This is a genomic window from Phenylobacterium hankyongense, from assembly GCF_003254505.1.
Lineage (GTDB): Bacteria > Pseudomonadota > Alphaproteobacteria > Caulobacterales > Caulobacteraceae > Phenylobacterium > Phenylobacterium hankyongense.
Genome location: NZ_QFYP01000001.1, coordinates 1,241,969 through 1,255,309 on the forward strand (window position 1 = coordinate 1,241,969; position 13,341 = coordinate 1,255,309).

8 protein-coding genes and 1 riboswitch are annotated in these 13,341 nt (G+C 72.0%); of the genes, 5 read left to right on the top strand and 3 right to left on the bottom strand.

Going from position 1 to position 13,341, the window contains the following annotated elements; all coding sequences use genetic code 11:
* Nucleotides 1-26: 26 nt before the first annotated feature.
* Both DJ021_RS06015 and DJ021_RS06020 read left to right on the top strand, forming a co-directional pair.
* Nucleotides 27-848, top strand: a complete 822-nt coding sequence (locus DJ021_RS06015) for an enoyl-ACP reductase FabI (RefSeq protein WP_111456684.1) — start codon at nt 27-29, stop codon at nt 846-848.
* A 63-nt stretch (nt 849-911) separates the two neighbouring features.
* Nucleotides 912-2,165: a UbiH/UbiF/VisC/COQ6 family ubiquinone biosynthesis hydroxylase gene (locus DJ021_RS06020; protein ID WP_111456685.1), complete on the top strand. Its 1,254-nt coding sequence runs from the start codon at nt 912-914 to the stop codon at nt 2,163-2,165.
* Nucleotides 2,166-2,169: 4 nt separating this feature from the next.
* On the opposite strand, the gene DJ021_RS06025 is transcribed toward DJ021_RS06020, so the two are convergent.
* Nucleotides 2,170-2,592, bottom strand: coding sequence for a YkvA family protein (locus DJ021_RS06025; RefSeq protein ID WP_111456686.1), 423 nt, complete (start codon nt 2,590-2,592; stop codon nt 2,170-2,172).
* Between the two features lie 50 nt (nt 2,593-2,642).
* Here DJ021_RS06025 and DJ021_RS06030 point away from each other — a divergent pair, with 50 nt between their 5' ends.
* Nucleotides 2,643-3,425 carry an SDR family NAD(P)-dependent oxidoreductase gene (locus tag DJ021_RS06030; protein WP_111456687.1) on the top strand — a complete coding sequence of 261 codons (783 nt, stop codon included), beginning with the start codon at nt 2,643-2,645 and terminating at the stop codon, nt 3,423-3,425.
* Nucleotides 3,426-3,606: 181 nt separating this feature from the next.
* On the opposite strand, the gene DJ021_RS06035 is transcribed toward DJ021_RS06030, so the two are convergent.
* Nucleotides 3,607-5,076 (bottom strand): helicase HerA-like domain-containing protein, encoded by a 1,470-nt coding sequence (locus DJ021_RS06035; RefSeq protein WP_111456688.1) that lies wholly within the window; start codon nt 5,074-5,076, stop codon nt 3,607-3,609.
* Nucleotides 5,077-5,281: 205 nt separating this feature from the next.
* Here DJ021_RS06035 and DJ021_RS06040 point away from each other — a divergent pair, with 205 nt between their 5' ends.
* A complete protein-coding gene (locus DJ021_RS06040) occupies nt 5,282-6,397 on the top strand; it encodes an AI-2E family transporter (protein ID WP_111456689.1) in 1,116 nt (371 codons plus the stop codon).
* A 233-nt stretch (nt 6,398-6,630) separates the two neighbouring features.
* A complete protein-coding gene (locus DJ021_RS06045) occupies nt 6,631-11,493 on the top strand; it encodes an NAD-glutamate dehydrogenase (protein ID WP_111456690.1) in 4,863 nt (1,620 codons plus the stop codon).
* Nucleotides 11,494-11,635: 142 nt separating this feature from the next.
* Here the strand turns inward: DJ021_RS06045 and purH are convergent, their stop codons facing one another.
* Nucleotides 11,636-13,228, bottom strand: a complete 1,593-nt coding sequence (purH, locus tag DJ021_RS06050; RefSeq protein WP_111456691.1) for a bifunctional phosphoribosylaminoimidazolecarboxamide formyltransferase/IMP cyclohydrolase — start codon at nt 13,226-13,228, stop codon at nt 11,636-11,638.
* A gap of 23 nt (nt 13,229-13,251) precedes the next feature.
* Nucleotides 13,252-13,335, bottom strand: a riboswitch (ZMP/ZTP riboswitch).
* Between the last annotated feature and the right edge of the window lie 6 nt (nt 13,336-13,341).

A 13,341-nucleotide genomic window follows, 5' to 3' on the forward strand; every position in this document is an offset into this window, starting at 1 on the left:
GCAACGACAACGCGAGGGAGACGCGCGTGGCCGACGACTATCAGATGCCCAAGGGCGAGCTGATGAAGGGCAAGCGGGGGATCGTCACCGGCGTGGCGAACCACCAGTCCATCGCCTGGGGCATCGCCAGCCAGCTGGCCGCCCAGGGCGCGGAGATCGCGCTGCTGCACCTGCCTGGGATGGAGCGGCGCGTGCAGCCGCTGGCCGACAGCATCGGGGTCAAGGTGCTGGCGCCGGTGGACGTCACCGACGACGCCTCCATGGACGCCGCGTTCGCGACCGTGAAGCAGGCGTTCGGCCAGATCGACTTCTTTGTCCACGCCATCGCCTTCGCCAACAAGGACGAGCTGAAGGGCTCGTTCGTTGAGAACACCACCCGCGAGGGCTTCCTGCGGGCCCTGAACATCTCGGCGTTCAGCTTCGTCGACTGCGCGCGGCGCGCGGCGGAGATGATGCCGGAGGCCGGCGGCTCGATCATCACGCTCACCTACATGGGCTCGGAGCGGGCGATCCCGAACTACAACACCATGGGCGTCGCCAAGGCGGCGCTGGAGGCGGCGACCCGCTACGCGGCCCGCGACCTGGGGCCGAAGGGCATCCGGGTGAACGCCGTCTCGCCGGGGGCCATGCGCACCCTGTCGCTGGCCGGCATCTCCGGCGGCCGCGGCATGCTGGCCAAGGGGCGCTCGCTCTCGGCCATGAAGGCGGACACCTCCATGGAGGGCGTCGCCGGCTGCGCGCTGTGGCTGCTCTCCGACCTCGGCAAGTCCACCACCGGCGAGCTGATCCACGTCGACGCCGGCTTCCACATCATGGGCTTCACCGAGGACGACGGCGCAGAGGGCTAGCGCCCCCGTGCCGGCGCCAAAGCCGTCTGGACGCAGCCGCAAGATCGTGGGCGTATCGCGCCGATGAGCGAGACCTTCGACGCCGATGTGATCATCGCCGGGGCCGGCATCGCCGGAGCCACCCTGGCCCTGGCGCTGGCCAAGTCCGGCCTGAAGCCGGTCCTCATCGACCCGGTGGTGTTCAGCGCCCAGACCGCGCCGACCTTCGACGGCCGCGCCTCGGCCATCGCCTACGCCGCCTTCCGCCAGTGGCGGGCGCTGGACGTGGCCCCGGCGCTGGAGCCGCACGTGCAACGGATCGCCCAGATCCTGGTCACCGACGGCCGCGCGCCCGGCGCCGCGGCCGACGCGCCGCCGCCGTTCTTCCTGCGCTTCGACGCCGAGGAGATCGCCGACCGCTCCGAGGGCGAGCCGCTCGGCTACATGCTGGAGAACCGCCATATCCGCGCCGGCCTGGCCCAGGCCATCGGGGCGGCCGGCATCGAGGTGCTGGCCCCGGCCCGCGTGGCCAGCGCCGAGTTCGGTCCCCGTGCGGCGGCCGTCACCCTGGCCGACGGCCGCACACTGCGCGCGCCACTGGTGGTGGGGGCCGAGGGCCGCGGCTCGGTGATCCGCCGCGAGGCGGCGATCGGCGCGCTGGGCTGGGACTACGGCCAGACCGGCGTCGTCGCGACAGTGAAGCTCGCCAGGGGCCACGGCGGCGTGGCGCACGAGTTCTTCCTGCCGGGCGGGCCGTTCGCCATCCTGCCCCTCACCGACGACCGCGCCAGCCTGGTGTGGACCGAGAGCACGCGGCGCGGCGAGGCGCTGAAGACCGCCCGGCCCGAGGTGTTCCACGCCCACCTCCAGCGCCGGTTCGGCGATTTCCTGGGCGAGGCGACGGTCGAGGGCCAGGTCTTCACCTACCCCTTGAGCCTGCAACTGGCCGAGCGCCTGGTCGCCCCGCGCGTGGCCCTGCTGGGCGACGCCGCCCACGGGGTGCACCCGATCGCCGGCCAGGGCCTGAACCTCGGCCTCAAGGGGGCCGCGGCGCTGGCGCAGACCATCGTCGAGGCTTGCCGCCTGGGCGAGGACTTCGGCTCCGAGGCGGTGCTGGAGCGCTATGCGGCCTGGCGGCGGTTCGACACGGTGACGCTGTCGGCGGGCATGGACGCCTTCGTGCGGCTGTTCTCCAACGACCACCCGCTGCTTCGCCTGGCCCGGGGCGCGGGAATGGCGGCGGTGAACCGCATAGGCCCGGCGCGGCGGTTCTTCATGCAGGAAGCCGGCGGCGCAGTCGGCGACCTGCCCCGGCTGCTGAAGGGCGAGGCGCTCTAGCCCCTCAGTGCTCGGCCCGGATCCGCTCGATCGCCGCGCGCGCGGCCTCGCGGTGGCGGGGCTTCAGGTGGCGGCCGACCAGCGCCAGCATGGCCGCGAACACCGCGGCGTCATCGGTGTAGCCGAGGCCGGCGATGAAGTCGGGAATGGCGTCGGTGGGCACCACGAAATAGGCCAGCGCCGCCAGCATCATCCCCTTGGCCGAGGTCGGCGTCTCGTCGTCGCGCGCGCAGTACCAGACCGCCAGGGCGTCGGAGGCGAAGGGGATCTTGGCCGCCACCTTGCGGATCTTCGGCCAGAAGCCGCGGGCCACCCGCTGCTCGTTCAGCCGCACCACCGAGGGGATCAGCGCGCGGCCCGGGTCGAGCGGCCCGTGCGGGTCGAAGTCCGCGTTGACGTGGGGTGACGCTTTTTCGGTGGCGCTCATCGGGCTAAGCCTGCCTCGGCACATCTAACGGCAACGGGAGCCTGGCGTCCATGGAACTCAATTCATCTGTCGCGGCGGTCGTCACCGGCGGCGCCTCCGGGCTCGGCGAGGCCACCGTCCGCGCGCTCGCCGAACACGGCGTCAAGGTCGCGATCTTCGACATGAACGCCGAGAAGGGCGAACAGGTCGCCAAGGAGGTCGGCGGCGTGTTCTGCAAGGTCAACGTCACCTCCGAGGAGGAGGTCGACGCCGGCTTCGCCAAGGCCCGCGCCGCTCACGGCCAGGAGCGGATCCTGGTCAACTGCGCCGGCACCGGCAACGCGATGAAGACCGCCAGCCGCGACAAGCAGACCGGCGAGGCCAAGCACTTCCCGCTCGAGGCCTTCAACTTCATCATCCAGATCAACCTCGTCGGCACCTTCCGCTGCATCGCCAAGTCGGCGAAGGGCATGCTGGACCTGGAGCCGATGGCCGACGGCGAGCGCGGCGCGATCGTCAACACCGCCTCGGTGGCTGCCGTCGACGGCCAGATGGGCCAGGCGGCCTACTCCGCCTCCAAGGGCGGCGTGGTCGGCATGACCCTGCCGATCGCCCGTGACCTGATGGGCGACGGCATCCGGGTGAACACCATCCTGCCGGGGATCTTCAACACGCCGCTGATGAACGCCGCGCCGGAGAACGTGAAGCAGGCGCTGGCCGCCTCCGTCCCCTTCCCCAAGCGGCTCGGCAATGCGCCGGAATACGCCTCCCTGGCGCTGGAGATGATCCGCAACGGCTACTTCAACGGCGAACACGTCCGCCTCGACGGCGCCATCCGCATGCCGCCGCGGTAAGGCGAAGGGACCGCGCCAGCGGGTCGGATGAGGGGTCACGTTCCCCTGTCCGCTGCGCGCCGCAGGCGCTGTCCTTATGGGTCAAATCGGCGCTGTCGCGCCACCGCGGCTGATAGACCGGCGCGACCCCTCATCCGACCCGCTCGCGCGGGTCACCTTCTCCCACAGGGGGAGAAGGGCGCTAGTACCGCCGCCGCCCGCCGCTGGCGGTGAGGCCGCCCAGGACGCCGCGGATCAGTTCGCGGCCGACCTGGCTGCCGAGGGTGCGGAGCATGGACTTGCCGAACGCCTCGGCCATCGACTGGCGGTTCGACGGCCGGGGCGCCGGGGCGGCCTTCGGCTCCGGGGCGGGCGCCGCGGCGGCGGCCTTCTGGGCGGCGCGGGCCTTCAGCATCTCGAACGCCGACTCGCGGTCCTGCGGCTGGTCATAGAGCCCGCGCACCGGGCTCTGGGCCATCACCGCGGCGCGCTCGGCCGGCGTCATCGGGCCGATCCGCGAGTCCGGCGGCCGCACCATGGTCTTCTGCACCATCGTCGGCGCGCCCTTCTCGTCGAGCACCGAGACCAGGGCCTCGCCGACCCCGAGGTTCTGGATCGCCTCGGCGGTGTCGAACGCCGGGTTGGGCCGGAAGCTGTCGGACGCCGCGCGCAGGCCGCGCTGCTCCACCGGCGTGTAGGCGCGCAGCGCGTGCTCGACGCGGTTGCCGAGCTGGCCCAGCACGGTCTCGGGGATGTCGGCCGGGTTCTGGGTGACGAAGTAGACGCCGACGCCCTTGGAGCGGATCAGCCGCACCACCTGCTCGACCTTCTCCAGCAGCGGCTTGGGCGCGTCGCGGAACAGCAGGTGGGCCTCGTCGAAGAAGAAGGCGAGCCGCGGCTTTTCCGGGTCGCCGACCTCCGGCAGCTCCTCGAACAGCTCGCTCATCAGCCACAACAGGAAGGTGGCGTAGAGCCGGGGGCTGGCGATCAGCTTGTCGGCGGCCAGCACGCTGACGTAGCCGCGGCCGGCTCCGTCGGTGCGCATCAGGTCGGCGAGCGCCAGCGCCGGCTCGCCGAACAGGTTGGCGCCCCCTTGCGTCTCCAGCACCAGCAGCTTGCGCTGGATGGTCGCCACCGTCGCGGCCGAGACGTTGCCGTACTTCGCGCCCAGCGCCTGGGCGTTGTCGCTGGCGTAGGTCAGCGCCGCCTGCAGGTCCTTGAGGTCCAGCAGCAGCAGGCCTTCCTCGTCGGCGGCGCGGAACACCACGTTGAGCACGCCCTCCTGCACGTCGTTCAGCTCCAGCATGCGGGCGATCAGCAGCGGCCCCATCTCCGAGACCGTGGCGCGGATCGGATGGCCGGCCTGGCCGAACAGGTCCCAGAACACCACCGGCGCGGCGGCGGGGCGGAGCGTCAGCCCCATGCCCTGGGCCCGCGCCGTCATCTTCTCGCTGGGCTGGCCCGCCGCGGCGATGCCGGAGAGGTCGCCCTTCACGTCGGCGGCGAACACCGGCACGCCGGCGTCGGAGAGCCCCTGCGCCAGCACCTGCAGGGTGACGGTCTTGCCGGTCCCGGTGGCGCCCGCCACCAGGCCGTGGCGGTTGGCGCGGTCGAGCCGCAGTTGCTGGGGCTGGTGGTCGGCATAGCCGATCAGGACGCCGTCGTCGGGCATGGGCGGGGCTCCATCCGCAAGGCTCTCGCCGCCACGCCGGCGGTCGTTCAACCGGTGCAACGCCTGGCCGACGGGATCGTGCACGAAAATGCCTCCGGCGGGGCAAAATCCCTCCCCATGGCGCGCGAACCCCAGTAGAGGTCGCCCGAATTGACGGCGGACCTTCCGCCGGGGACAGTCGAGCCTGCGTTCGCGAAAGCCCTTCATGCCCGTCGCCGAGTCGTCCGTGTCGCGTAACGCCCTGGTGATCCTGGCGGTGATCGCGTCCGGCGCGACCCTCTACTGGATGTCGGGCATCCTGACGCCGCTGGCGCTGGCCATGTTCCTGGCGGTGATGATCGACGGCTTCGCCCGGGTGCTGCAGCACCGGCTGCCGGGGATCTCCCGCCGCGCCGCCCTGCCGCTGGCCATCGTCCTGTCGCTGGCGATCTTCGGCGGCAGCGCCTTCTTCGTCGCCGAGAACGCCACCAGCTTCGCCACGCAGCTGGTCACCTACACCCCCAAGCTCAACGGCCTGATCGCCCGCATCGCCGCCCTGGTGGGGGTGGAGGCGCCGCCGAACATCAGCCAGCTTTTCCACCAGCTCGACCCGACCAAATACCTGGGCCAGGTGGCCAGGGGGCTGCAGAACTTCGCCTCCACCGCCGCCTTCGTCCTGGTCTACGCCGCCTTCATCATCGCCTCGCGGCACGGCTTCGAGCGCAAGATCGTCGGCCTGTTCGCGACGCGGGAGGAGCGGCAGGAAGCGCTCGCCGCCTTCCTGCGCATCCGCGACGGGGTGGAGCAGTACCTCTGGGTGCAGACCGTGACCGGCGCGATGATCGCCGTGGCCTCCTGGCTGGCCATGGTCGCCGTGGGCCTCAACGACGCCGCCTTCTGGGCCTTCCTGATCTTCATCGCCTCCTACATCCCGGTGGTCGGCGGCGTGGTCGCCGTCGCCGCCCCGCCGCTGTTCGCGCTCGTGCAGTTCGACAGCTACGGGCAGGCGATCGTGCTGTTCGCGGTGCTGAACGTGATCACCGGCGTGGTCGGCAACATCATCTATCCGCGCATGCAGGGCCGCAGCCTGAACATCGATCCGGTGGTGGTGCTGCTGGCGCTGGCCTTCTGGGGCGCGATCTGGGGCCTCGCGGGGGCCTTCCTTTCGACCCCGCTCACGGTGATGATGATGGTCATCCTGGCCCAGTTCGACGGCACCCGATGGATCGCCGTCCTGCTGTCGGCCGACGGCGATCCGCAGCAGCTGAAGACCAAACGCCTCGACCAGGCGCCGGACGAGCCGGACCCCGCCCCCGCTGGACGGCGGCACAGAAAAACCTAATGAGTTGAGGGCTTCCCTTTGACCTCGTGCTTCCTATCTAAGGCTCGCCGCCGTCCCGAGGACGCCGGCAGGTGCGTCCGTTCCCCTAGCCCACGGGCGCAGCGAGCACTGAGCGAACCGCCGCCCCCCCACGGCGGGACCGCGCGCCGCCGGACCCTCTCCTCCGGCGGCGTCCTCGCGTCCGGACCCCGCTTCGTCGCCCTCTCCGACCTTCGCCGCGAAGGAGCCTGCGCATGAGCCGGGCTCCCAAGGCCGGCGCCGCCCTGGTCAAGGCCGCGCTGTCCGCCATCGGCGGCGAAGCCGACCTCGACGCCGCCCGCGCCTTCGCCAAACAGGCCGCCCTCGACGCCGCGCCGGACGAGCTCCCCGAGCTGACCGCCGCCGAGCTGGCGCAGAACCTCGCCGACTTCTGGCGGTTCGCGGAGCGCCGCCGCGGCCGCGGGCCCTCGATCCGCATCGCCCCGGTGATCGGCGCCCGCCATCGCGGCCTCGACCGGCTGGAGATCGTGCAGGACGACGCGCCGTTCCTGGTCGACAGCATCATGGGCGAGATCGCCGAGCAGGGCCTCTCCGTGCGCGCCATGTTCCACCCGGTGGTGGAGGTGCAGCGCGACCGCGCCGGCGTCCGCGGGCCGACCGGCTCGGCGCGGCGCGAGTCGATGATCCAGGTGATCCTCGATCCCATCGGCGCCGACCGCGAGGCGGCCCTGATCCGCGGGGTCGGAGAGACGCTGAAGGACGTGCGCGCCGCCGTCGACGACTTCGACGACATGCTGGCCCTGATGGGCCGCACCCTGGGCGAGCTGCAGGTGCGCGGCCGGCCGAACGCCACCTGGGAGGAGGAGCTCGCCTTCCTCAGCTGGCTGCACGCCGAGCACTTCGTGTTCCTCGGCGCCCGCAGCTACGAGTACCCGAAGCTGCCGAACGGCGACTACGCGCCGGAGGAGCCGCTCTACCAGCCCAAGGACGGCCTGGGCGTGCTGCGCGATCCCGAGCGCACCGTGCTCCGCCGCGCCAACGAGCCCGCCCTGCTGCTGGCCCAGGTCAAGGACCGGCTGCTCACCGACCCGGCGGTCACCGTCGCCAAGTCCAATGTCCGCAGCCGGGTGCACCGCCGCGGCTACATGGATTACGTCGGCGTCAAGCGCTACGCCGACGACGGCCGCCCGTTTGGCGAGATCCGCTTCGTCGGCCTGTTCACCGCCGAGGCCTACGACCAGCCGGTCTCCGCCGTGCCGCTGATCCGCTCCAAGGCCGCGCATGTGCTTGAGCGCGCCGCCATGGTCCCGGGCAGCCACAACGAGAAGCGGCTGAAGAACATCGTCGAGAACCACCCCCGCGACGAGCTCTTCCAGATGACCGAGGACGAGCTGCTCGAGGAGGCGCTCGGCATCCTGCACCTCTACGACCGGCCGCGCGTGCGGCTGTTCGAGCGCCGCGACCCGTTCGACCGCTTCGCCTCGGTGCTGCTGTTCCTGCCCCGCGACCAGTACGACTCCGACCTCGCCCAGCGGGCCGGCCAGATCCTGGCGCAGGCCTACGGCGGCCGGGTCTCGGCCTCCTACCCCAGCTTCTCCGACGCCCCCCTGGCGCGGGTGCACTACATCATCGGCTTCACGCCCGCCCAGCACAGCTGGCCCGACCTCCGGCAGCTGGAAGCCGCCATCGGCGAGGCGGCGCGGACCTGGGAAGACCGCTTCGACGCCGCCGTGCGCGCCTCCGGCCGACCGCCGGAAGAGGTGGCCGAGATCCTTGCCCGCTACCGCGGCGCCTTCCCGGCCGGCTACCGCGACCGCTTCGAGGTCGCCGAGGCGCTGGCCGACCTGGCGGTGATCGACGCCATGGACGAGGACGAGCCGGTGCAGGTGCGCGCCTACCGCCTGCCCACCGACGGCCCGCTGCAGTTCCGCTTCAAGCTCTACCGCCCCGCCGATCCCGCGCCGCTGGCCGAGGTCCTGCCGATCCTCGACAACATGGGCCTGAAGGCGCTGGCCGAGGCCGGCTTCCCGGTGGCCCGCGCGGGCCGGCCGCCGGTCTGGGTCCACGACTTCGAGCTCGAGGACCCGCGCGGCGGCCACCTGGTGTTCGCGGAGATCAAGCAGGCGTTCGAGGACGCCGTGGTCGCGGTCTGGACCGGCCGCACCGAGAACGATGGCTTCAACCGCCTGGTGCTGGAGCTCGCCCTGCCCTGGCGCGACGCGGCCCTGGTCCGGGCGCTGGCCCGCCACCGCCAGCAGTCGGGGCTCGACCCCAGCCAGCGCGTGCAGGAGGAGGCGCTGGCCAGCAATCCCGGCGTGGCGCGGCTGATCCTCGACCTGTTCCGCACCCGCTTCGACCCGGCGATCAAGGCCGACCTGCCCCGCCGGCTGGAGCAGGCCGGCGCGGTGATGGCCAAGATCGTCGAGGCCCTGCAGCTGGTCGCCAGCCTGGACGACGACCGGGTGCTGCGCCGCATGGCGCTGTTGGTCGGCGCCACCCAGCGCACCAACTTCTACCAGGTCGGCCCCGACGGGGCGCCCAAGCCCTACATCTCCTTCAAGGTCGCCAGCGGCGAGTTGACCGACCTGCCGAACCCCAAGCCGTTCCGCGAGATCTTCGTCTGGGGCGTCAACGTCGAGGGCGTCCACCTGCGCTTCGGCCCGGTGGCCCGCGGCGGCCTGCGCTGGTCCGACCGCCGCGACGACTTCCGCACCGAGGTGCTCGGCCTGGTGAAGGCCCAGCAGGTGAAGAACGCGGTGATCGTGCCGGTCGGCTCCAAGGGCGGCTTCTATCCCAAGCTGCTGCCCAAGGCCGGCTCCCCCGACGAGGTCCGCGCCGAGGGCGTGCGCGCCTACACCACCTTCCTGCAGGGCCTGCTGGACATCACCGACAACCTCACGGCCGACGGCCGGGTGATCCATCCCGAGGGCGTCGTGGTCCACGACGGCGACGATCCCTACCTGGTGGTGGCGGCCGACAAGGGCACGGCGACCTTCTCCGACATCGCCAACGGCATCGCCGAATCCTACGGCTTCTGGCTGGGCGACGCCTTCGCCTCCGGCGGCTCGGCCGGCTACGACCACAAGGCCATGGGCATCACCGCCCGCGGCGCCTGGGAGGCGGTGAAGCGCCACTTCCGCGAGCTCGGCAAGGACATCCAGGCCGAGCCGTTCACCGTGGTCGGCTGCGGCGACATGTCGGGCGACGTGTTCGGCAACGGCATGCTGCTGTCGGAACAGACCCGGCTGCTGGCCGCCTTCGACCACCGCCACGTCTTCCTCGACCCCGATCCCGACCCGGCGAAGTCCTGGGCCGAGCGCAAGCGGATGTTCGACCTGCCGCGCTCCTCCTGGGACGACTACGACCGCAAGAAGATCTCCAAGGGCGGCGGCGTGTTCCCGCGGACCCTGAAGTCGATCGCCCTGACCCCCGAGGTCAAGGCGACGCTGGGGATCACGGCCGACGCCCTGTCGCCGGCCGAGCTGATCACCGCCATCCTCAAGGCCCCGGCCGAGCTGCTCTACCTGGGCGGCATCGGCACCTATGTGAAGGCCAAGGCCGAATCCAACACCGACGTCGGCGACAAGGCCAACGACCCGGTGCGGGTCAACGGCTCCGACCTGCAGGTGAAGGTGGTGGGCGAAGGCGCCAACCTCGGCCTCACCCAGGCCGGGCGCATCGAGTACGCCCTGGCCGGCGGGCGGATCGACACCGACGCCATCGACAACTCCGCCGGCGTGGACACCTCCGACCACGAGGTGAACATCAAGATCCTCACCGGCGTGCTGGAGCGCACCGGCGAGCTGACCCGCGCCAGGCGCGACACCCTGCTGCGCTCGATGACCGACGACGTCGCCGCCCACGTGCTGGCCCACAACTACGACCAGACCCTGGCGCTCTCGCTGATGGAGATGGACGCGGCCGGCGAGCTGGAGCCGCACGCCCGCTTCATGAGCGAGCTGGAAGCCAAGGGCCGGCTCGACCGCACGGTCGAGGGCCTTCCGGACGCCGCGGCGATCGCCGAGCGGGCGCAGGCCGGCCGCGGCCTCACCCGGCCGGAGCTGGCGGTGCTGTTGGCCTACGGCAAGCTGGAGCTGAAGCGGGAGATGATCGCCAGCCAGGCGCCGGACGATCCCAGCTTCCAGGCCAAGCTCGAGGGCTATTTCCCCAAGCCCCTGCGCAAGTATGCCGAGCCGATGCACCGCCACCGGCTGCGGCGCGAGATCATCACCACCGTGGTCGCCAGCGACGCCGTCAACCGCTGCGGCCCGAGCTTCCCCCCGCGGTTGATGGCGGCGGCCAACTGCGACGTCGTCGCCTTCGTGGCTGGCTACGAGGCCGCCAAGACGGTGCTGGAGATCCCGGCCCTGTGGGACGAGGTCGCCGCCCTCGACGGCAAGGTCCCGGCCGCCGGGCAGATGGCCCTGTTCCGCCGGTTCGCCGCGGCCCTGCGCGGCGCGACCTTCTGGCTCGCCCGGCGGGCGTCGCGCGAGAAGCTCGACGTCGAGGCCCTGGTCGGCCGCTACGGCGCCGGATTCAAGAGCCTGCGCCGGCTGATGCCTGACGTGGTCTCCGCCGTGGAGAAGGCGGCCATCGAGGCCCGCACCCAGCAGCTGGTCGAGGCCGGCGCGCCCGAGCCCCAGGCCCGCACCGCCGCGGTGCTGCAGGCGCTGACCGGGGCGGCGGACCTCATCGACCTGGCGGAGGCCTCCAGCTGGCCGCTGCCCAACGTCGCGCGCCTCTACCACGCGACGGGGGCCGCCTTCGGCTTCGACCGGCTGCGTGCGGCGGCGGCCGCCTATGCGGTGGGCGACGCTTTCGAGCGCACGGCGCTGCGGCGGCTGATCGAGGACCTCTTGGCCGAGCAGGCGCAGCTGGCCCGCGCGGTGATGGAGTTCGCCGGCGGCCCGCAGGCCGGCGACGACGCCCGCCACGCCGAGGAGGCGGTCGCTTCCTGGGCCGCCCTGCGGCGCGAGACGGCGCGGGTCGCCTGCCGGACCCTCGACGAGATCGAGGCCGCCGGCGGCGCCTGGACCTTCGCCAAGCTCACCATCGCCAACGCCGCGCTGCGCGAACTGGCCACCGAGGCGGCCAGCCCCAAGCGTCGGCGCGCCTGATCGGGCGATCCGGAAGAAAGTTGCTCCCCCTCCGGGGGAGCTGTCAGCGAAGCTGACTGAGGGGGTCCTCCGAGGTCGGTGCGGACCCCCTCCACCGCTGCGCGGTCCCCCTCCCCCAGAGGGGGAGGACCTGCTGCCGTTCCTAGTGCCGGAACACCCGCACGCCGGTGAACACCATGGCCAGGCCGCGTTCGTCGGCGGCGTCGATGACCTTCTGGTCGCCGATCGAGCCGCCCGGCTGGATCACCGCCGTGCAGCCGGCGTCCGCGGCCTGGATCAGCCCGTCGGGGAACGGGAAGAAGGCTTCCGAGGCGCAGGCCGAGCCGGTCAGGTCCAGCCCGAAGTCGGCGGCGCGCAGGGCGGCGATGCGGGCGGAGTCCTTGCGGTTCATCTGGCCGGCGCCGACCCCCAGGGTCTGGCCGTCCCGGGCGTAGACGATGGCGTTGGACTTCACGTGCTTGGCGATGGTGAAGGCGAACAGCATGTCGCGCACCTCCGCCTCGGTGGGCGCGCGTTTGGTCACCACCTTCAGGTCGGCGGCGGTGACATGGGCGTCGTCGCGGCCTTGCACCAGGAAGCCCCCGGCCACCGACTTGAAGGTCAGGCCCGGCGCCCGCGGATCCGGCAGGCCGCCGGTGGTCAGCAGGCGGACGTTCTTCTTCCTGGCGAACAGCGCCGCGGCGTCGGCGTCGATCTCCGGGGCGATCACCACCTCGGTGAGCAGCTTGAGGATCTCCTCGGCGGTGGCCGCGTCCAGCGGGCGGTTCAGGGCGATGATGCCGCCGAATGCGCTGACCGGGTCGCAGGCCAGGGCCCGCTCGTAGGCCTCGAGCACGCTCGCGCCGGTGGCGACGCCGCAGGGGTTGGCGTGCTTGATGATCGCGCAGGCCGGCGCGGCGGCCGGATCGAACTCGGCGATCAGCTCGAAGGCCGCGTCGGTGTCGTTGATGTTGTTGTAGCTGAGCTCCTTGCCCTGCAGCTGGCGGGCCGTCGCCACCCCGACGCGGGGGTTGGCGAAGCGGTAGAAGGCCGCGCTCTGGTGCGGGTTCTCGCCGTAGCGCAGGGCCTGCACCCGCTCGCCGGCGAAGGCGCGGCGGCGCGGGGCGGCCTCGCCCAGGGCGTCGGCGAACCAGCTGGAGATCGCCGCGTCATAGGCCGCCGTGCGGGCATAGGCGCGGGCCGCCAGCTGCTTGCGCAGCGACAGCGGCGTCGAGCCGTGGGCCTGCAACTCGGCGATCACCTCGGCGAGGTCCGCCGGCTCGGTGCAGACCGCCACATAACCGTGGTTCTTGGCTGCCGAGCGGATCATCGCCGGGCCGCCGATGTCGATGTTCTCCACCGCCGTCGCATAGTCCGCGCCGGCCGCCACGGTTTGCTCGAAAGGGTAGAGGTTGACGTAGACGAGGTCGATGCCGCCGATCCCGTGCGCGTCCATCGCCGCCTTGTGCTCCGGCGCGTCGCGCACGCCCAAGAGGCCGCCGTGGACCACCGGGTGCAGGGTCTTCACCCGCCCGTCCATCATCTCCGGGAAGCCGGTCAGCTCGCTGATGTCCTTCACCGCCAGGCCGGCGTCGGCGATCGCCTTGCGGGTGCCGCCGGTGGAGACCAGCTCCACGCCCATCTCGGCCAGCGCGCGGGCGGCCTCCACGAGGCCGGTCTTGTCGGAGACGGAGATCAGGGCGCGGCGGACGGGCGCGCGGTCGGGAGCGGCGGGGAAATCGGGGGCGGCAGGCATGGCATTCTCCTCTGGAAGAGTTCGAGAAATGCCCAGGCGAGCGGCGGTCGTTGCTCCCGCGCTCCCCGGTGGTCGCCCACCTAAATTCGCCAGTCACACGGGATGGCGGGGGA